This is a genomic window from Candidatus Binatia bacterium (assembly GCA_036493895.1).
Lineage (GTDB): Bacteria > Desulfobacterota > Binatia > UBA1149 > CAITLU01 > DATNBU01.
In genome coordinates this window covers 1-20,611 of record DASXOZ010000045.1, presented here as the reverse complement: position 1 = coordinate 20,611, position 20,611 = coordinate 1, and the positions used below count along the sequence as shown (strand labels likewise).

Annotated in this window: 11 protein-coding genes; 6 read left to right on the top strand and 5 right to left on the bottom strand. The window is 67.8% G+C overall.

Annotation, left to right across the window (positions count from 1 at the left end; genetic code table 11):
• Positions 1-83: 83 nt before the first annotated feature.
• Positions 84-1,361 (bottom strand): cytochrome P450, encoded by a 1,278-nt coding sequence (locus VGK20_11040; GenBank protein ID HEY2774569.1) that lies wholly within the window; start codon positions 1,359-1,361, stop codon positions 84-86.
• 153 nt (positions 1,362-1,514) lie between these two features.
• The gene (locus tag VGK20_11035; protein HEY2774568.1) at positions 1,515-2,945 is read right to left on the bottom strand and encodes an aldehyde dehydrogenase family protein; all 1,431 of its coding nucleotides are present in this window, start codon (positions 2,943-2,945) and stop codon (positions 1,515-1,517) included.
• Positions 2,946-3,157: 212 nt separating this feature from the next.
• Here VGK20_11035 and VGK20_11030 point away from each other — a divergent pair, with 212 nt between their 5' ends.
• The 5 genes from VGK20_11030 (at position 3,158) to VGK20_11010 (ending at position 9,356) form a co-directional block, all read left to right on the top strand.
• The gene (locus VGK20_11030) at positions 3,158-4,378 is read left to right on the top strand and encodes a vWA domain-containing protein (protein HEY2774567.1); all 1,221 of its coding nucleotides are present in this window, start codon (positions 3,158-3,160) and stop codon (positions 4,376-4,378) included.
• A 74-nt stretch (positions 4,379-4,452) separates the two neighbouring features.
• Entirely contained in the window at positions 4,453-6,705 is a 2,253-nt protein-coding gene (locus tag VGK20_11025; GenBank protein HEY2774566.1) for a tetratricopeptide repeat protein, read from the top strand.
• 73 nt (positions 6,706-6,778) lie between these two features.
• Positions 6,779-7,459, top strand: a complete 681-nt coding sequence (locus VGK20_11020; protein HEY2774565.1) for a MotA/TolQ/ExbB proton channel family protein — start codon at positions 6,779-6,781, stop codon at positions 7,457-7,459.
• The gene (locus tag VGK20_11015) at positions 7,460-7,906 is read left to right on the top strand and encodes a biopolymer transporter ExbD (GenBank protein HEY2774564.1); all 447 of its coding nucleotides are present in this window, start codon (positions 7,460-7,462) and stop codon (positions 7,904-7,906) included.
• Positions 7,907-8,192: 286 nt separating this feature from the next.
• Positions 8,193-9,356, top strand: a complete 1,164-nt coding sequence (locus VGK20_11010) for a response regulator (protein ID HEY2774563.1) — start codon at positions 8,193-8,195, stop codon at positions 9,354-9,356.
• Between the two features lie 111 nt (positions 9,357-9,467).
• Here the strand turns inward: VGK20_11010 and VGK20_11005 are convergent, their stop codons facing one another.
• The 3 genes from VGK20_11005 to hflK form a co-directional block, all read right to left on the bottom strand.
• On the bottom strand, positions 9,468-10,085 hold the full coding sequence (locus VGK20_11005; GenBank protein HEY2774562.1) for a porin family protein: 618 nt from the start codon (positions 10,083-10,085) through the stop codon (positions 9,468-9,470).
• A gap of 196 nt (positions 10,086-10,281) precedes the next feature.
• Positions 10,282-11,154 (bottom strand): protease modulator HflC, encoded by an 873-nt coding sequence (locus tag VGK20_11000; protein HEY2774561.1) that lies wholly within the window; start codon positions 11,152-11,154, stop codon positions 10,282-10,284.
• A 16-nt stretch (positions 11,155-11,170) separates the two neighbouring features.
• Complete coding sequence (gene hflK / locus VGK20_10995) at positions 11,171-12,277, bottom strand: FtsH protease activity modulator HflK (GenBank protein ID HEY2774560.1); 1,107 nt, start codon at positions 12,275-12,277, stop codon at positions 11,171-11,173.
• A 424-nt stretch (positions 12,278-12,701) separates the two neighbouring features.
• Here hflK and VGK20_10990 point away from each other — a divergent pair.
• Positions 12,702-20,611 (top strand): hypothetical protein (locus VGK20_10990; GenBank protein HEY2774559.1); only part of this gene is annotated, 7,910 nt, incomplete at its 3' end.

The window sequence follows — 20,611 nt, the reverse complement described above, 5'->3', positions numbered from 1 at the left end:
CGTCGTCGAGTCGAGCGCCGGGGCAGCAGCAGGCAGCGTTGCGAACGCCATTGCCGGCCGGCGACGGCGGCGCGGCCCGGAAGTCAGGCGGCGACCGTGCCGCCGGCAGTGAACTCGCAAGGCATGCGCTTGATGCCGTGGATGAAGAACGACAGCAGGCGCGCCGGCGGCGCCGTGACCTCGAGGTCGGGCAGGCGCCGGAAGAGCTGGCGGAACATCACGGTGATCTCGCGGCGTGCGAGGTGGGCGCCCATGCAGAAATGAGGTCCGGGACCGCCGAAACCGACGTGCTCGTTCGGCGTGCGGTCGATGCGGAACGCGAAGGGATCGGCCCAGACCTTCTCGTCGCGGTTGGCCGAGTTGTACCACATGACCACTTTCTCGCCTTCGCGAATTTTCTGGCCGCTGATCTCGGCGTCGGCAGTGGCGGTACGCCGGAAATGGATCACCGGCGATGCCCAGCGGACGATCTCCTCGACCGCCGTCGGTGCGTAGCGATCGAAGCTCGACTGCCACAGGCGCTTCTGGTCGGGGAAGTCGCAAAGCGCCTTCATGCCGTGGCTGATCGCGTTGCGGGTGGTCTCATTGCCCGCTGCGACGAGCAGCACGAAGAAAGAGCCGACTTCCTGGTCGGTGAGCCTCTCGCCGTCGACTTCGGCGTGGATCAGCGCGGACGTGAGGTCCTCGGTGGGCTTTTCGCGGCGGAAGCGCGCCAGGTTCTGCATCAGCTCCGACAGGTCCTGCCCGGCCTGCAGCAGCGCAGGGATCACCGACAGCGGATCGGGCACGTACTCGGGATCGCCGGCACCGAGGATGATGTTCGTGCGGTCGAACACGAAGCGGTAGTCCGACTCGGGGATGCCCATCATGTCGCAAATGATCTTCAGCGGCAGCGCGGCGGCGATGTCGGAGACGAAATCGCAGGAGCCTTGCCGGATCACCGCGTCGATGATGCCGGCGGCGGCCGTCTCGACGTTGTCCTCGACCTTGCGCAGCATCGCCGGCGTGAAGCCCTTGGAAACGATGCGCCGCAAGCGCGCGTGGCGCGGATCGTCCATGACGATCATCGAGCCGAAGAACTCGCCGAAGTCGGCGGGCTGGTCGATGACGTTCACGCCGCCGCGCGCCGACGAAAAGATCTCCGGGTTGCGGCTGACGGTGAGCACGTCGGCGTGGCGCGTCAGCGCCCAGTAGCCGGGGCCCTTGTCGAGACCGGGTACCTCGGGCTCCGCGCAGAACGAGATCGGCCTCTGGCTGCGCAGCGTCTGGAATGCGCCTTCGCGCTCGTCGAGGGGACGTTCCCAGAACGCAATGGAAGAAAGGTCGATCTCGTCGACGGACAGGACCTGGCGAGGTTTCATGGCGTTTCTCCGGGCGCGGAGTCTTGCCCGGAGCGAGCGGCGAAGGAAATAGGGGTCAGGCACCAGCGGCCGCGGTGCCGGGGTCAGGCACCAGCGCGTATCGCGCGGGCGACATCGTCCAGTTGATGTGCGCTGGGGCCTGACCCCACCACTCTACGCCGGCGCGCCCATCACCGCCTTGATCTCGAGGAATTCCTCGAAGCCGAATTCTCCCCACTCGCGCCCGTTGCCGCTTTGCTTGTAGCCGCCGAACGGTGCGCCGAAATCGGGGCCGGCGCCGTTGACGTGGACGTTTCCGGTGCGCAGCCGCGAGGCGACCTTGTACGCATGCTCCGCATCGGCCGACTGCACGTAGCCCGAAAGCCCGTACACGGTGTCGTTGGCGATACGGATCGCCTCCTCTTCGTCCTTGTACGGCAGGATCGTGAGCACCGGTCCGAAGATCTCCTCGCGTGCGATCGTCATGTCGTTGCGCACGCCGGCGAACACGGTCGGCCTGACGAAGCAGCCTCGCGACATGCCGTCGGGAAGGCCGGGGCCTCCGGCGACGAGCTGGGCGCCTTCGTCGATGCCCTTCTTGATCAGTCCCTGGATCTTCGTCCACTGGGCCTTGCTGACGACGGGGCCGATCGCGCCCGGATCAGCGGTGGCGGGATCGGAAACGGCGACCGCTGAGGCGGCCTCCTTCGCGATCGCGACCGCTTCGGCGTGTTTCGCTTCGGGTACCAGCATGCGCGTCGGCGCGTTGCACGACTGGCCGCTGTTGGTGAAGCACTGGCGAATGCCGGCGGTGACGGCCGTCTTCAGGTCGGCATCGGGCAGGATGATGTTCGCCGACTTGCCGCCCAGCTCCTGGGCAACGCGCTTGACCGTGTCGGCTGCATTCTTGGCGACCATGATTCCCGCGCGCGTCGAGCCGGTGAACGACATCATGTCGACGTCGGGGTGCGACGACAGCGCCGTGCCCACCGTCGGCCCGTCGCCGTTGACGAGGTTGAAGACCCCGGCGGGAACGCCGGCCTCGTGCAGGATCCTGGCGATGACGATCGCGTTCAGCGGAGCGATCTCGCTCGGCTTGAGCACCATCGTGCAACCGGCGGCCAGGGCCGGCGCCACCTTGCACATGATCTGGTTGACCGGCCAGTTCCACGGAGTGATCAGCCCGCAGACGCCGACCGGCTCGCGAACGATGCGCGTCTTGCCCTTCTTCGTCTCGAATTCGTAGGCGCGAAGCGTCTCGAGCGTGTTGGCGACGTGGGCCATGCCGGACGGAGCCTGGGCAGCCTTGGCGAGCCACATCGGCGCGCCCATTTCCATCGAGATCGTCTCGGCGAGCTCGTCGAGGTGCGACGAGTAGGATCCGAGAATGCGCTCGAGCACCGCGATGCGCTCCTCGCGCGTCGTACGCGACCAGGTCTCGAAAGCCTTCTTCGCTGCCGCGACCGCCTTGTCGACGTCGGCCTTGCTGCCGAGGCTGATGTGCCCGACCACTTCGTCGGTCGCCGGATTGACGACGTCGAAGGGATTGGCCACCGCCGGCTTCACCCACTGTCCGTTGATGTAAAAATCGAGGCAGTCCTTCATGGTCTTTTCTCCCTTTGGGGACGGCGCCGGCGCACTCCGCGCGGGCAGCGTCTTCGAGGAGCGGAACAGTGTCAGAGGCAGGCGAGCGGGTCCACACTGCGGGGGAGCCCGCAGCGCCTCGCACCGCGTCGCGACCTCGCCCACGCGCACGCAATCTGTCCGCGATCACTTGCGTTCTGGCGAACGGAGCGCGCTCTGGTAGATTCGCCGCGGTGACCGAAGACCGGGGAGACCGTCCGCGCCGCACACCCCCGGTTTATCCGTGGCTGCGCCGCGACTACTTCAAGACCAGCGTCTCCTGGCTCGTCTCGCTCGGGCTTCACGCCTTCGTGATCTTCGTCCTGCTGGCCAGCGTCTTCCTGTCGGGTGGTGGTGGTCCGGGCAACGGGGAGGGCGGAAAAGGCGAGTTGATTTCGACCCTTGTGGGACACGGGCAACTCAATGCCCAGACCGAGCGCACCGACGAGTCGAAGTCGCTCGAGGAGGCGATCCAGAAGGCGGCCTCCGACGTCGAGCCTCTGCCGCAGGTGCAGAGCCAGGTGACTCCCGACCTCTCCGACGTCGGCGTCAAGCTCTCGGACGTCGCACCGAAGATCAATCCGATGGGGACTGCCTCGGCGCTTCGCGACGTCGGCGGAGCCACCGGCGGCGGCATGGCGGTCGGTCCCGGCCTCGGCGCCGGTGGCGGAATGGGTGGTGGAATTGGCAGGGGCTTCGGCCGCGGTTTCGGCGACTTCATCGGCCTGATGCAGAAGTGGGGCTTCGACGTCGTCTTCGTGATCGACGCGACCAACAGCATGGAGTTCGTGATCGACACCGTGAAGAACAAGGTCGAGAACCTCGTCGCGCGCATCCAGTCGCTGGTGCCGAACGCGCGCGTCGGCATCGTCGTCTTCAAGGACAAGGGCGACGATTTCACGGTGCGCATGTCGTCGCTTTCGTTCCACGCCGACAAGCTCGAGGCGTTCATCTCGTCGGTCAACGCCGGCGGCGGCGGCGATTATCCCGAGGCCGTCTACGAAGGGGTGCGCACGGCGGTCGAGGACATGGACTGGCGCCAGTACGCCAACCGCGCGATGGTTGTCGTCACCAGCTCTCCGCCGCACGAGAACACGATCCCGCCTCTCGAGGCGACGCTTCGCAAGTTCCACGAGAAGGGCGGCACGGTGCACTTCATCGACCTGTCCGAGCAGATGCACCGGGACTACGAGATCGAGCTGTTCAAGACCCTGCACGGTCGAGCGCCCGACCAGATCACGCCGCTTCCCCAGTTCCTCAGGGAGAACCAGGAGATGTACCGGCGTTTCGCGGCCGACGGCGGCGGCGAGCTGATCGAGGTCAAGGAGAGCACCGATCTTGCGGAGAACCTGCTGGTGGCGGCCTTCGGGCCGCAGTGGCGAAAGGAGGTGGGACGATTAGCCGGCAATTTCTGATCGCCGCGCTCGTCGCTGCCTTCGTCATCGCTGGCGCCTCTCCGCGCGCTGCATGCGCTGCATCGATCGGCGAAATGGCCGCGGAAGCCGATCGCGCCGTCGCGGGAAACCTCGGCGAGCAGCAGGAGCAGGCGCTGTTCGGCGAGCTGGCCGCGGTGTCGGACCAGGTTGCCGACAGCTACGACCAATGGGTGCGCACCGGCAGCGACGAGAGCCGCCGCGCTGCGCTCGCATCGGCAAGCGCGATTCTTCCGCTGCTCGAAAAACTGCGCGCGCACCACCAGGGCCACATCGACAAGGCCCAGGCCGACATCATCCGGGACGACGGCAACCCCGAGGTGCTCTACAAGGAGCACTGGTGGCAGGTCGACCGCGGCTTCACGCTGGCGGCAGCCGGGCAGCTCTCGTGGCTGCACTACCGCATGGCGATGCTGAGCCCGAGCGACAAGGACAAGCGCAAGGCGTGGCTCGAGAAGGCTGCTCAGGAATTCTCGGAGTTCGTCGGCGCTTCGGACCCGAAAATGAGGATGGAGAGCATCCTCGGCCGCGGCCTCACTCTCGGCGAGCTCGGCGAGACGAGCGAAGCCGAATCCGACCTCCAACTCGTGCTCGAGCAGTCGAAGGGAACGACGCTGTACTGGCCGGCGCGCATGGCACTCGGCCAGATGAAGGCATCGGCCTCAGGCTCGGGCGGCCTTGCCGAGACGCAGCGACTGCTTTCCGAAGCGCAAAGCGGCGGCGTCAACGCGGCGATGCTGACGCAGATCCGCATGCTGCGCCTCGAAGCGCTGCTGCAGGCGATGTCGGCGGGCGGCGGCGACAACGTGCGCAGCGAAGCCGCGACGCTGGCAGCTCAGCTTTCGTCGCTCGGTCCCTCGTACTCGCAGCGCGTCACCGCCATGGCCGTTGCGCACCTGAAAGACCCGCGGCCCGTGCTCGGAGCGACGGTGTCGGCCGAATGGATCGCCGCCGAAAATCTCGCGGCAGCCGAGAAATTCGAAGAAGCGGCCAAGGCGTACGAGAAGATCGAGCAGTCGGGCAACGCGGGGTCGCACGAGAACGAGGTGCACCACCGCCTCGGCGTCTGCTACTTCCGCCTCGGCCGCTACGCCGACTCGGAGCGGGAGCTGCGCAAGTACCTCGATGCCGCACCGAAGGGCGCGCTGGCCCCGGAAGCCGCCTACCTGCAATTCCGGGCCGCCGAAGGAATCTATCGTGCGTCGGCGACGCCGGAGACCGAGGGCACGTTCTTCGCCGTCGTCGAAAACTTCGTCAAGAACTACCCCGACCACGAGTCGCACTACGAAGGGCTGTTCCGTTACGCGGAGCTGCTGCAGGGACAGCGCCGCTATGCCGATGCCGCCGACGCGTTCGAGAAGGTGGAGGGACCGCCGGCGTTTCGTCTGCGCGCGGCGGCCAACGAGCTTCAGTGCCTGGCCGACACGATCGCCACGACCGACAACATCGTGCCCGAGCGCGCCGCCGAGCTTCGCTCGCGCGCCGAGGATGCGTGGAAGCGCTTCGACAAGCTGTCCTCCGGCGGCGGCGCATCGGCGTCCGAAGACCTGAAGGCACGCACGACGGTCGCGCATGCGATGGCCGTCGGCAGCGGCCCCGGCGCCGACTCTACCGAAGCGCTGTCGCTGCTCGACGGCTTCGAGGCGCACTATCCAAAAGTCAGCGACCTTGCGCTGCCGGTCGCCGCGATTCGCGCCGCCGGCTCGACCGCCCAGAACCGCATCGATGTTGCCGAGCCCGCGGTCAAGATACTGGCGGCGATGCCCGACACCGAAGCGAACTACTTCGACATCGTCGAGAAGCTCTCTCGCGCGCTGCTGAGGCGCAGCGCCGATGCGGCGCCCACCGATCCCGCGGCCTCGCAGCGCTGGGCCGCAATGGCCACGACGCTGCTCGACCGCATGCGCGCGGCAGGAAAGCCGATCCCGGAAGAGGTCAAGCTCAACCTGGCGATGTCCTACGTCGAGCAGAATCGCCTGAGCGATGCAGCGTCGCTTTACGCCGAGCTGCTGCACGCCCAGCCCGAATCGCGGTCGCTGCTGAGAGCCTCCGCGCTGCTGGCCGACCGGCGCGGGCAGAACGAGGATGCCGCCGGATTGTGGTCGCGGCTGGCAATGCTCCAGCAGGTTGCCACCCCGGCCTGGTACGAGGCGCGCCTGGCGCTTGCCGGCGACCTCGTCGCCGCCGGACAGAAGGACAAGGCCTGCCAGAGTGTCCGCGAGGTGGACGGCTTCCACCCCGATCTGCGCGACGCGCCGACGAAGAAGCAGTTTGCCGACGTTGCGGCCAAGTCCTGCGCCGGCCCCTAGCGCAGCCGCCTGCCGCAGCCCGCCATTGCAACGGCGCCCGGATAGAAACAGGAACGGATAGACAGGAGAACCCATGGACCCGACCGCAGCCGCCAGTCCCGAATCCGTCGCCACGAGCATCAGCATCATCGATCTGGTCCGCAACGGCTGGTACGTGACCTACCCGCTGATCGCGATGTCCGTGATGATCACGAGCATCATGATCGAGAGACTGTGGATCATGCGCGGCCTTGCCGGCTCGATCGACGGCGTCACCGAAAGCGCGTGCGCTTCGCTCGCGGCAGGAGATGCGGCCGGCGCGGGCGCGACGCTGCAGGGCGCGATGACGACCTCCCCCGCAGCGCGCGTCTATGCGCCGCTCGTTTCCCTGCTCGGCCGCACCAGCGCCGACGACCTGCTCGAGTACGGCGAGCGGCGCCGCCTGGACGAGGTGCGGCGCCTGAAGGGCAGCATCTGGCTGCTCGGCACGGTGGCCGCCTCCGCGCCGTTCATCGGGCTTCTCGGCACCGTCATCGGCATCATCAAATCGTTCCACCAGATGGCGGTCATGGGCACGGGCGGTTTCGCCGTCGTCGCCGCCGGAATCTCCGAAGCGCTGGTCGCTACCGCGCTCGGTCTTCTCGTCGCGATCCTGGCGCTGCTGTTCTTCAACTACTTCCAGGTGCGCATCGGCAACCTCGACACCCAGCTTCGCGTAGGCCTCGGGCGTTTCGTCGAAGCCGGTGCTGCCGGATCGGCAGTCGGGGAGCGGTAGATGGCTCTCGGGAAGATCCAGCTCGACGACTCGGGCGAGTCGTTGATGGCCGAGATCAACATCACTCCGCTGACCGACGTGTTCCTCGTGCTGCTGATCATCTTCATGATCACGACCTCCGCGATGGTCGAGTCGGCGGCGACGGTGAACCTTCCGAAGGCCCAGCAGGTGGTCGAGGAATCGAGGGGGCTCACGGTGACGGTGACGGCCGACCACAAGGTCTTCGTCAACCAGCTCCCGGTCGAGCTGGCCCAGCTCGAGCCGACCCTTCGCGATCTGCTCGCCGACGACCCGAAGAAGCTCGTGATCCTGCAGGGCGACGAGAGCGTCGTGCTGGGCGAGGCCGTCGACATCCTGCAGGCGGCCAAGAGAGCAGGGGCCACGGCGGTCTCGATCGCCGCCCAGAAGGGCCCCGCGGCAGCGGCGCCGGCGGCCCCGGCCCAGTAGCCCGGCTCCGTCGCGGCGCCCCGAACGGGCCGTTCGCCGGCTCGTCGCTGGCAAGTTCGGGTCCGGCACCGGCGTGGCGCTGCCTGCGCGACCCCGGCCCGTTTTCCGAGTCCTGCGCTCGGCTCCACCCGCCTTGCAAAGGAACATTCGGCACCGCGACGCCGATGACGGCTGTTATTCGGGAGGCGAGTCGGTAAAAGGGGATCGGGAAGCCGGCATCGGCAGGCTCGCGGTCCGGGGAGGGACCGAAGCCGAGGTCGGGAGTTCCCGGGGGAAGCAACTTCGCATGGCCGCGATTCGAATCCTGCTCGTCGAGGACGACGAAGACGACTATACGCTTACCCGCGAGCTGCTCGCCGAAGTCGAGGACGAGCAGTTCGACCTGGTGTGGGCGCCGACTTACGAAGACGCGATCCTCGAGATCCGTCGCGGCGGCTACGACGTCTTCCTCGTCGACTACCGCCTCGGCCGTCGCAGCGGCCTCGATCTGCTTTGCGGCGAGCTGCAGGAAGGGCGCCTCGGTCCCGTCATCATCCTGACCGGACAGGACGCGCGCGAAGTCGACGTCGAGGCGATGAAGCACGGCGCGGCGGGCTACCTCGTCAAGAGCGAGCTGCGCTCACGCCATCTCGCGCGCACGCTTCGCTACGCGATCGAAGGTTACGCGGCCAAGGTGCAGGAGCCGGCCTCCGGTTTTGCGCCGGCTGCGCCATCGAAGCGGGGACGCACCGTCGCGCTGATCGGCGCCAAGGGCGGCGCAGGCACGACGACGATCGTCGCCAACGTCGCTTCCGCGCTGTGCGGCAGGGGCCTGTCGGTCACTGCGATCGAGATGCGCGGCGACTACGGAAACCTGACGAGGCTCGTCAACATCGCGCCGCTGCACGACATGGCGACGCTGCTCGTGCTCGAGCCCCACCAGATCACGCCGGAAAAAGTCGAGCAGAGCCTTTCGCGCCACTTGAACGGGCTGCGGGTGCTGGCTTCCCCGCAAAATCCCGAGGATTTCGGCATCCTGCGCGTCGAACAGGCGCGTGCGATTCTGGACGCCGCGATCCGCACGTCCGACCTGGTGATCATCGACCTTGCGTCCCAGGCCACGGCCGTCAACAAGGAAATCCTCTGCAAGGCGGACCTCGTCGCCATGGTCATCGAGCGCGAGCCGTCGTCCGTCGCAGCAGCGCGCGTGATGATGTCGCTGTTCCAGTCGTGGAACGTGCGCGTGCCGATCGGCAGCGTCATCGTCTCGCGCCTGCAGATGCCGGATGCGATTGCGGCGGCCGACATCAACTCGCAACTCGGGCTGAAGAAGTACGGCATCATTCCTGCGGCGCCGGAGCTGTTTCACAAAGGGGCGACGACGCTGCAGCCGGTCATCGTCGCGCACCCTGCGCATCCCGTCGGCAAGGCTCTCGACGAGCTCGCCCTCTTCCTCCTGCTCGTCCGCTGATTATTACATCTTGGGAATGGGGTCAGGCACCAGGGGAATGGGGTCAGGCACCACAGGAATGGGGTCAGGCACCACAGGAATGGTGCCTGACCCCAAAGGTCGGAGCTCTTCCTACTTGAAGTGGAAGAAGAAGCTGAAGGTGAGGGGGATGACGTCGAAGCTGTGGCCGCCGGCCAGTGTGCCGCTCAGCGGGAGGATGTAGGCGGCTTCGACGGCGACTCCCGCGCGGTTCGTGATGTAGGCCGCAAGGCCGATGCCGAACTTCATCGCGAACGAGCTCTCGTGGAGGGAGTTGCGCTGCGTGTCGGCCTGCACGTTGTACCAGCCGCCGCCGATCAGCCCGTAGGGCTGGAAGCGGCCGGTCAGCGGCGAGTACCTGCCGTTGAGGCTCAGCAGTCGGGCTTCGGGCGACGGATTGTTCTCGATGCCGGTGGCCGGGTCGTGCGAGTTCGTGTCGAAGTGGGTCATCGCCTGCCATTCGACCTCGGCCGCGGCCCAGTCATTGAACCCGTAGCCGAGGCGCAGGTCGTAGCCGCCACTGTTGTCGAGGCTTCCCTGGGTGATGTTCGAGTCGGAATTCTCGATTGCGTACACACCGCCGGCGCTGACGTAAGCCGACTTTCCGCCGTATGGGCTCGCTTCGTCGGCCGCGAGGGCGGCCACCGAGGTCGTCGCGACCAGCGCTCCCGCCAGCGCAGTGGCCAGGTATCCGTGGCTCCTTGAAAACATTGGTGGTCCTCCTTTTGCGCGAGGTTACACGCTGGACCGCCGTCGCACAATTCAGGCGAGGCGAACGTCATGGGCGGGCCCGCGAGCCCGCCGGCCGCGCAGCGAACTGGCCGCCGCGGTCCGCAAGAGACGGTGGTCCGCAACAGACGGCGGTCCGCAAGAGACGGCAGCCCGCGAGGGACGGCGGCCCGGCCGATTACGGCCGGGCCGGCCTGCGGTCGCCCTGGAACAGGTGAAGGAACTCGCTGTCGGGAGAAAGAACCAGCGAAGTGCCGGGCTGGATCGCGTTCCGATAGGCCTCCAGGGTGCGGACGAACAGGTAGAAGTCGGGATCGCGCGCGCTCGCGTCGGCGAAGATCTTCACGGCCTGGGCATCGCCTTCGCCGCGGCGGATCTCCGAGGACTTGCGTGCTTCGGCCATCAGGATCGAGACCTGCTTGTCGGCCTCCGAGCGCACCTTGCGTGCCTCCTCGTCGCCTTCGGCGCGGAACTTCTTGGCCAGGCGCTCGCGCTCGGTGCGCATGCGACTGAAGACGTTCATCTCGGTCTTGACCGGCAGGTCGGCGCGCTTGATGCGCACGTCGGCGATCTCGATGCCGTAGTCGCGCGTCTTCTTGTCGCAGGCCTGTGTCACCTCGGCCATGATCTGGGGACGGTCGGTCTTGATGATCTCCGCCAGCGTGTGACGACCGAGGTTCTCACGGACGTCCGAATAGATGATGTCGTCGAGGCGCGAGGCGGCGCCGGCCTCGTCGCGCACGGTGCGGTAGAACTGCAGCGGATCGCGGATGCGCCAGCGCGCGAAGTTGTCGACGACGAGCTGCTGCTTGTCCTTGGTCAGCACGTCGCGCGGAGAGGCGTCGTAGTCCATCAGGCGAAGGTCGAAGTAGAGCACGTTCTGGACGAACGGGATCTTCCAGTACAGGCCGGGCTCCTGGACGATGCGCACCGGCTCGCCGAGCTGGACGACCATCGCCTGTTTCCACTGCGGAACGGTGTAGAGCGCGAGATTCCACGTGGCGGCGAGCACGACGAGGAAGATTGCCAGGGGCAGATGTCGGCGGTTCATCGCAGTACCGCCGCCGTCACGGTTTCGCCGCCGGCTCTGCCGCCGCGGGTTTTGGTGCCTTGAGCATCTGGTCCAGCGGAAGGTAAGGCACGACCTGCTTTGCCGAGTTGGCGTCGAGGACGATGAGATTGCTGCGGCCCACCACCTGTTCCATCGTTTCCAGGTACAGGCGCGTGCGCGTGACGTCGCTGGCCTTGGCGTACTCGGCCTGCAGCGCACTGAATCGTCCCGCCGAGCCTTCGGCGTCGCGCACCTTGGTCTGCGCGTACGCGTCGGCCTCGTTCAGCATCTGCGCCGCCTGGCCCCGAGCCTTCGGGACGACGTCGTTGCTGTAGCCGGTGGCCTCGTTGATCATTCTTTCGCGGTCCTGCTGCGCGCTGATCACGTCCTTGAACGCGTCGGCAACCTGGTCGGGAGGATCGACGTCCTGGAGCTTGACGGTCATGATCTCGGCGCCGAGGCTGTAGCGGTCGACGATCTGCTGCATCAGCACCTGGGCCTCGGTCTGGATCCTGTCCTTGCCTTCGGTCAGCGCGTCGTCGATGTCGCTGCGGCCGATCACTTCGCGCATCGCGGCTTCGGCGGCGTCCCGCACCGTTCTCTGGCCGTCATGGACCTTGAAGAGGAAATCGGAAGGGCCGCTGGCGTCGGGCTTGATGCGGTACTGCACGATGAACTGGAGCTTGACGATGTTCTCGTCGCCCGTGACCATCAGCGCCTCGCTGTCCTCGTCGACGTAGCGCGCCGGAGGGCCGACCGACACCGTGCGGAACCCGAATTCCTCCTTGCGGATGGCGGTGACCGACGGCTTCATCACTTCCTCGATCGGCCACGGCAGGTGATAGCCGGGGCCGGGGCCCGCTTCGCGGACCACGCGGCCGAAGCGCAGCACGATGCCGCGCTCGTCGGGCGCAACGATGAAGATTCCCGACAGCAGCCACACGGCGGCCAGGATCGCCGCCAGAAGCGACGGGCTCAGGCTGAAGCCCGGTCCGGGAGGAGACTGGCCGTTGCCGCCGCCGCGGCCTCCGACGATCTGGCCCCAGAGCTTCTGCAACTCGGCGATGGGGTCGTTCGGCCCCTGGGAGCCCGGAGGGCGACCCGGCAACCACTGGTCAGGCACGTTGGCAACTCATTCTGGTAATCCTCCGTGGCAGCGGCCCCGGCCCTGGGATCATCGTGGTGATCCCGCCGAGGATCCTTCTGGCAATCCTGCTGACGGTCCTTCTGCAATCCCGCTGACGATCCTGCCGATCATCCTGCCCCCGGCGCACCCGGGTGTGGAGCCGGACCCGGCCGGACTCGTTCGCGTCCAGCATCTGCACGGGGGCCGTCTTTGGCAATCCTCAGCGCACACATTCGGGTGCCATCCCTTATGGTAGCGCCCGCGATTCTGGGCTAGCGTGTCGCTCCCCACTCGCGGCTCGCGTGCTGGCGCAGCATTGCTGCACCGGCTCGCAAGCGCCGCGCCGGTCGGGAACGGGGCCCGGCTTCGGGGGTTCGAAAGAGGCTGTCAGGTGCGGAAGCGCCCCGCACTGGGAGGAACGATGCATTCTTTGTTCTCGCGCACGCTAGTCGCCTGGGCCGTGGTCCTGGCCGGCGCACTCCTGCTTCCTCACTCCGCCCCAGCCGCGCAGAACAACTGCCACGGCGCCCCCGACGGAATCCTCAACGGCAACGAGCAGTGCGAGACCGGCCCCTGTTGCGACTCGAAGACCTGTAATCTTCTTGCGTCGACCACCGTCTGCCGTGCCAGCGCCGGTGTCTGTGACCTCGCCGAGACGTGCGGCAACCAGACTCCGGCGGTCGATGCCGCCTGTCCGGTCGACACATTCGTGACGTCCACGACGGTCTGCCGCTCGGCCACCGGCGCTTGCGATGCCGTCGAGACCTGCGACGGCACGTCGGCCGGCTGTCCTGCCGATTCGCGGCAGCCGAGCGGCACCGTCTGCAGGGCCGCAGCCGGCTCCTGCGATATCGTCGAGAGCTGCGACGGGACGTCGACGACGTGCCCCGCCAATACGTTCCTTCCGTCGACGACGGTGTGCCGCGACGCGGCCGGAGTCTGCGATGCCGTCGAGAAATGCACCGGCGGCCAGGCCAGCTGTCCGGGCGATGCGAAACTGACTTCCGTCTGTCGCCCGTCCAGCGGCGTCTGTGATCTCACCGAGAGTTGCGACGGAGTAGGCAACGATTGTCCGGCCGATTCCTTCGCGACCACGACGGTGGTGTGCCGCGCATCGACCGCGATTTGCGACGCCGCCGAAACCTGCACGGGAAACTCCGTCGATTGTCCTGCCGACGTGCCGGCATCCTCCTCTGTCGTCTGCCGCAGCGCGACCAGCGTCTGCGACGTCGCCGAGACCTGCACCGGAAACTCCACCGTCTGCCCGGGCGATTCCTTCGCCTCCAGCGGGACCCTGTGCCGCGCGGTTGCGGGAACCTGCGACGTCGCCGAATCCTGCACCGGTACGTCCACGGTCTGTCCATCCGACACGGTGCTGTCCACGACCACGCTGTGCCGCAGCTCGGCCGGCGTCTGCGACCCTGCCGAATTCTGCAACGGCGTATCGGGCTCCTGTCCCGCCGATGCCAAGAGCGTGGCCGTCTGCCGCGCATCGGCCGGAGTGTGTGACGTCGCCGAGAGCTGCAACGGCGTAAGCAACACCTGCCCGGCCGATTCGTTCGCATCGACCTCGAGCGTCTGCCGCTCCTCGGCCGGCATCTGCGACGTCGCCGAGAACTGCAGCGGCACCTCGGCGAGCTGTCCGGCAGATTCGTTCCAGGCAAGCTCGGTCGTCTGCCGCGGCGCTTCGGTGACCTGCGACGTCGCCGAAACCTGCACTGGAAACGCAGCGGCATGCCCCGTCGACGCCTTCGCGTCCACGGCGACCGTCTGCCGTTCTTCGGTCGGAATCTGCGACGCCGCCGAAACCTGCACCGGCACCTCCACGGTCTGCCCGGGCAACGGCTTCCTGCCGACGACGACGCTGTGCCGCGCGTCCAACGGCATCTGCGACCTCGCCGAGTTCTGCAACGGCGGCTCGGCCGTCTGTCCGGCCGACAGCAAGAGCGTGGCAGTCTGCCGTCCGTCAGCCGGCTCCTGCGACGTCACCGAAAGCTGCAACGGCGTCTCCGATACCTGTCCGGCCGATGCCTTCGTCGCCTCGACCGTCGTCTGCCGCGGCTCGGCCGGCCTCTGCGACGTTGCCGAGAACTGCACCGGAACCGCCGCGGCGTGTCCGGCCGATTCGTTCGCCGCCTCGACCACCACGTGCCGCACGAGCGCCGGCATCTGCGACCCGGCCGAAAAATGCACCGGCACGTCGAATACCTGTCCCACCGATTCGCTGTCGACTTCGGGCACGGTGTGCCGCGCGTCTGCCGGCGTCTGTGACGTCGCCGAGACCTGCACCGGCACCTCGTCGTCTTGCCCGGCCGACGGCTTCGCGTCCTCGATCACCGGCTGCACCAACGACGGCAACCCGTGCACCACCGACGTCTGCAGCGGAACGTCGGTGTTCTGCACGCATCCGAACAACACGGCGTCCTGCGACGACGGCCTGTTCTGCAACGGCACCGATGTCTGCTCGGGCGGCAGTTGTACGCACAGCGGAACCCCGTGCACGACGACCTGCAACAACACCTGCAACGAATCGACCGATACGTGTGCTTCGCCGGTCGGCACCGCGTGCACCGACGACGGCAACCCGTGCACCGACGACACCTGCGACGGCTCGGGCACCTGCCTGCACACGAACAACACGGCCCCGTGCAGCGACGGAAAATTCTGCACGGCGGGCGACACCTGCAGCAACGGCGCCTGCGTCGCCGGCACCGGCTCTCCGTGCGACGACAGCAACGTCTGCACCACCGACACCTGCAAGGAGCAGACCCAGACCTGCACGCACAGCAATAACACGTTGCCCTGCAACGACGGCGTATTCTGCAACGGCACCGACACTTGTGGCAGCGGCACCTGCAACCACTCGGGCAACCCGTGCACGACCGAGTGCAACGACACGTGCAACGAAGGCAATGCATCGTGCTTCAGCGCGGCCGGCACTTCGTGCTCAACGGACAACAACCCGTGCACCGTCGACCAGTGCAACGGGACGGGAACCTGCGCGCATCCGGCCGGCAACCCCGGCGCGCTGTGCCGCGCGGTAGCAGGCGTCTGCGACGTCGCCGAAATCTGCGACGGGACGTCGACCACGTGCCCGACCAACGCGTTCCTGCCTTCGAGCACGCTGTGCCGCGCATCGGCCGGTGTCTGCGACGTTGCCGAAAACTGCAGTGGCTCCGCCGCTGCCTGCCCCGCCGACACGTTCGTCGCGAGCACGGTGCAGTGCCGCGCATCGGCCGGCGTCTGCGATCTCGCCGAGAACTGCAGCGGCGCGGCAGCATCGTGCCCGGCCGATGCCAAGAGCGTGGCGGTCTGCCGCTCCGCGATCGACGTCTGCGACGCGGTGGAAAGCTGCAACGGCGTCTCCAACGACTGTCCGGCCGACGGCCTTCTGACTTCGACCACGGTCTGCCGCTCCGCCCTCGGCATCTGCGACATCGCCGAGACGTGCAGCGGAGGTTCGGTCTCGTGTCCCGCCGACGCCAAGAGCACGGCCGTCTGCCGGCCCTCTGCCGGTGTCTGCGATACGGCGGAAACCTGCGACGGCGTCTCGAACGCGTGCCCTGCCAACGGCTTCCAGGCCTCGACGACGGTGTGCCGCTCGGCGGCCGGCGTCTGCGACGCCGTCGAAAGCTGCACCGGCACCAGCTCCGCATGTCCGGCCGATGCCCTGCTGAGCTCCGTCAACGTGTGTCGTGGTGCGGTTGGTGTCTGCGACGTCGCCGAACGATGCACCGGCACCAGCACCACGTGCCCGGCCGACGCCAAGAGCAACGCGGTCTGTCGCTCCGCGTCCGGTGTCTGCGACGTCGCCGAAAGCTGCAACGGAACTTCCGACAACTGTCCTGCCGATGCGTTCGTGGCCTCGACCGTGGTCTGCCGCGGTTCGGCCGGCATCTGCGACGTCGCCGAGAACTGCACCGGAAACTCCGGTTCCTGCCCGACCAACGGTTTTGCCAACCAGGGCCACGCCTGCACCGACGACCTCAACCCTTGCACCGACGACATCTGCGACGCCTCGGGAGGCTGCCAGCACGTCAACAACACCGCGCCGTGCGACGACGGCGATCCCTGCACGACGGGCGACACCTGCGGCGGCGGCACCTGCCACGCCGGCACGTCCACCCCTTGCGACGACGGGAACGTCTGCACGACCGACACCTGCAAGGTGACGGGGCAGGGCGCCCAGTGCTCGCACAGCAACAACACGCTCGCATGCGATGACGGCGTTTTCTGCAACGGCGCAGACACCTGCGGCGGCGGCACCTGCAACCACGCGGGCAGCCCGTGCACCACCGAGTGCAACGACACGTGCAACGAGGCCACCGCTTCCTGCTTCACCACGGCCGGCGTCTCGTGCTCGAGCGACAACAACCCGTGCACGCTCGACCAGTGCAACGGAACCGGCACCTGCGCCCATACGGCGGGCAATGCCGGCGCGCTGTGCCGCGCCGCCGTCAGTGTCTGCGACGTGGCCGAGACCTGCGACGGAACCTCGACCTCCTGCCCCGCCAATGCATTCTCCTCGTCGGGAATCCCGTGCCGCGACGTGGCCGGCGTCTGCGACGTTGCCGAGTCCTGCACCGGCACCAGCGGAACCTGTCCGACCGACTCGTTCCTGAGCTCGGTGAACCTCTGCCGCGGGTCGGTCGGAGTCTGCGACCTCGCGGAGAATTGCACGGGATCGACGGCCGCGTGCCCGGCGGATGCGAAGAGCGCGGCAGTGTGCCGCCCGGCCACCGATGCCTGCGACGCCGTCGAGACCTGCAACGGGGTTTCCGATTCGTGTCCCGCGGACGTGATGTCCGCATCGACCGTGGTGTGCCGCGTGGCGGCCGGCGCCTGCGACGTCGCCGAGAACTGCACGGGAACTTCGAATTCCTGCCCTTCGGACACGCTGGTCTCGTCGGGCACTACCTGCCGCGCGTCGGCAGGCGTCTGCGACGTGGCCGAGTCCTGCACGGGCACGTCCGCGACATGCCCCGCCAACGCGTTCGTGAGCTCGACCACGGTCTGCCGCGACCCGGCAGGCATCTGTGACCTCGCCGAATCCTGCACGGGCACGTCCGCGGCATGCCCCGCCAACGCGTTCGTGAGCTCGACCACAGTCTGCCGCGCATCGGTCGGCATCTGCGATCTCACGGAGAACTGCACCGGCGCTGCGGCCGCGTGTCCGGCCGATGCCAAGAGTGTCGCCGTCTGTCGCTCGGCAACCGGCATCTGCGACCTTGCGGAAAGCTGCGACGGCACTTCCGACTCCTGTCCGATCGATGTCGTCAAGGGATCGGGCGTCGCCTGCCGCCCGTCGGCGGGCATCTGCGATGTCGCCGAAACCTGCGACGGCACGTCGACGACGTGTGGGGCCAACGGCTTCGTCTCATCCGGTACGCTCTGCCGCGCGTCCGCCGGCGTCTGCGACGTGGACGAATCGTGCACGGGAACGTCGGCCGGCTGCCCGGCCAATGCGTTCGTCTCCTCGGCCGCCGTGTGCCGCTCGTCGGTCGGAGTCTGCGACCTGGCCGAAAACTGCACCGGCGGCTCGGCCGCGTGCCCCACGGACGCCAAGAGCACGGCCGTCTGCCGCAGCGCGGTCGACGTCTGCGACGCGGCCGAAAGCTGTGACGGCACTTCCGATTCGTGTCCCGCCGACACCGTGGCGGCGTCGACGAAGGTATGCCGCAGCGCTGTCGGCGTCTGCGATCTTGCCGATACCTGCGACGGCGTGAACACGGCTTGTACGGCCGATGCCAAGAGCACGGCCCTCTGCCGCGCCGCTGCTGGCGTCTGCGACGTCGACGAGACCTGCGACGGCGTGTCCAACAACTGCCCGGCCAACGTCTTCGTCGCCGGGGGCGCCGAGTGCCGCTCGGCGGCCGACGTCTGCGACGTCGCCGAAAGCTGCACCGGCACATCGGCTGCATGTCCGACCGATGCATTCGCATCCACGTCGACGATCTGCCGCGGCAGCGCCGGCGTCTGCGACGTCGCCGAGCATTGCACCGGCGCCGGCGCCTCGTGTCCGACCGACACGAAGAGCATCGCGGTGTGCCGTCCGGCCGCCGATGTCTGCGACGCGGTCGAGACCTGCGACGGCGTCTCCGATTCCTGCCCCGCCGACGCGGTCATTCCCAGTACCACCGTCTGCCGCGCGGCGGCCGGCGTCTGCGACATCGCCGAAAACTGCGACGGCGTGACGAACGCGTGTCCGTCCGACCAGTTCGTCTCGTCGGACACCGTTTGCCGCACCAGCGCCGGAGTTTGCGATACGAGCGAGTCGTGCACCGGCGCGACGGCGGCGTGTCCTGCCGACCAGTTCCTCGACTCCTCGACCGTGTGCCGCCCCGAGGCCGGAATCTGCGACAGCGCGGAATCCTGCACCGGATCGACCGCCGCGTGCCCGACCGACGCGTTCGCTTCGAGCGCCACTCTCTGCCGCGCGAGCGGCGGAGTGTGCGATCTTGCCGAGCACTGCACCGGTTCGGGCACGGATTGCCCCATTGATGCCAAGAGCACCGCGGTCTGCCGCGGCTCCGCCGGTATCTGCGACGTCGCCGAAAGCTGCGACGGCGTGTCGAATGCGTGCGCTGCGGACGCATTCCTCGGTGGGGACGTCACGTGCCGCCCGGCGGCGGATTTCTGCGACGTTGCCGAACAGTGCACCGGAGTGTCGCCGGCGTGCCCGGCCAATTCCTTCGCGAGCAGCGTCACCGGATGCGATGACGACCAGAACCCGTGCACTACCGACGTCTGCGACGGAAGCGGCAACTGCACGCACGTGCCGAACAGCGCCCCGTGCGACGACGGCGACTTCTGCACCGTAGGCGACACGTGCCAGGACGGCACGTGCAAGGGCACTCCGCGCGTCTGCGACGACGGCCTGTTCTGCACGGTCGACACCTGCAGCAACGACGCCTGCGTGTTCACGCCGCGCAACTGCGACGACAACAACGACTGCACCGCCGACTCGTGCACCGAGGATGGCGGCGGAAGCTGCCTCTACACGCCGACCAACGAAGGCGGCCCCTGCGACGACCACCACGCCTGCACGCAGAACGACACCTGCCTGGCGGGAATCTGCGTCTCCGAGCTTTCCGCTGCCGACACGTCTTGTCGCGCGGCGGCCGGAGTCTGCGACAGCGAGGAGAAGTGCGACGGCAGCTCTCCGGACTGTCCGGACGACACCAAGCTGACCACCACGTGCCGCGCCCAGACCGGCGACTGCGACCTGGCCGAGATCTGCGACGGCACGTCGAACGACTGCCCCGTCGATGAGTTCGTCGATTCAGGGACCGTCTGCCGCTCGGCAGCCGGCGTCTGCGACGTCGCCGAAGCGTGCACCGGGAGCAGCGCCGCGTGTCCCGACGATGCGCTGCAGCCTTTCACCTTCACGTGCCGACCTTCCGGCGGAGTCTGCGACATCGCCGAGAACTGCACCGGCGGCAACGTCGCTTGTCCCGCCGACGCGTTCTCGGCTCCGACGACGACTTGCCGTGCTTCGGCCGGCGTCTGCGACGTCGCGGAGAGCTGCACCGGCAGCGACGTCGCGTGTCCCGCCGACGCGTTCGTAGCCTCGACGACCACCTGCCGGGGTTCGGCCGGCGTCTGCGACCTTGCCGAAAACTGCACGGGTTCGGGCGCCGCGTGTCCGACCGATTCGTTCTCGGCGTCCACAGTGACTTGCCGCGACGTGGCCGACGTCTGCGACACGGCGGAAAAGTGCACCGGCTCGGCCGCCGCGTGCCCGGCCGACCTTTTCATCGCCTCGACCACGACTTGTCGCGCGGCAACCGATGTCTGCGACGTCGCCGAAAAGTGCACCGGCACCGGCATCGCATGCCCGTCCGATTCGTTCGCGACGTCGGCGACGACGTGCCGTGCAGCCGCCGGTGTCTGCGACGTTGGCGAGCACTGCACCGGCAGCGGCGCCGCATGTCCCGCCGATTCGTTCGTCTCGAGCGCGACCGTGTGCCGCGGCTCCGGCGGAGTCTGCGACGTCGCGGAGAACTGCACCGGTGCGTCGGCCGCGTGCCCGACCGACTCGTTGGTCGCGTCGACGACGACTTGCCGCGCTTCGGCAGGAGTCTGCGATCCGGCCGAGACGTGTACCGGCTCGACGGCCACTTGTCCGGCCAACGCATTGGCGTCGACGGCGACCGTCTGTCGCTCGCCGGCAGGCGGCTGCGATCTCGCCGAATCCTGCACCGGTTCGACGACCGCGTGTCCGGCCGATGCAATTGCGACCAACGGCACGGTCTGCCGGCCGGTCTCGGACATCTGCGATGTTGCCGAGACCTGCAGTGGCACGTCTACCGCTTGTCCGGCAGATGGCTT

Coding starts and splice junctions, on each gene's coding strand:
- VGK20_11040 (HEY2774569.1), bottom strand. CDS start 1,361: ATGAAACCTCGCCAGGTCCTGTCCGTCGACGAGATCGACCTTTCTTCC.
- VGK20_11035 (HEY2774568.1), bottom strand. CDS start 2,945: ATGAAGGACTGCCTCGATTTTTACATCAACGGACAGTGGGTGAAGCCG.
- VGK20_11025 (HEY2774566.1), top strand. CDS start 4,453: ATGGCCGCGGAAGCCGATCGCGCCGTCGCGGGAAACCTCGGCGAGCAG.
- VGK20_11020 (HEY2774565.1), top strand. CDS start 6,779: ATGGACCCGACCGCAGCCGCCAGTCCCGAATCCGTCGCCACGAGCATC.
- VGK20_11015 (HEY2774564.1), top strand. CDS start 7,460: ATGGCTCTCGGGAAGATCCAGCTCGACGACTCGGGCGAGTCGTTGATG.
- VGK20_11010 (HEY2774563.1), top strand. CDS start 8,193: ATGGCCGCGATTCGAATCCTGCTCGTCGAGGACGACGAAGACGACTAT.
- VGK20_11005 (HEY2774562.1), bottom strand. CDS start 10,085: ATGTTTTCAAGGAGCCACGGATACCTGGCCACTGCGCTGGCGGGAGCG.
- VGK20_11000 (HEY2774561.1), bottom strand. CDS start 11,154: ATGAACCGCCGACATCTGCCCCTGGCAATCTTCCTCGTCGTGCTCGCC.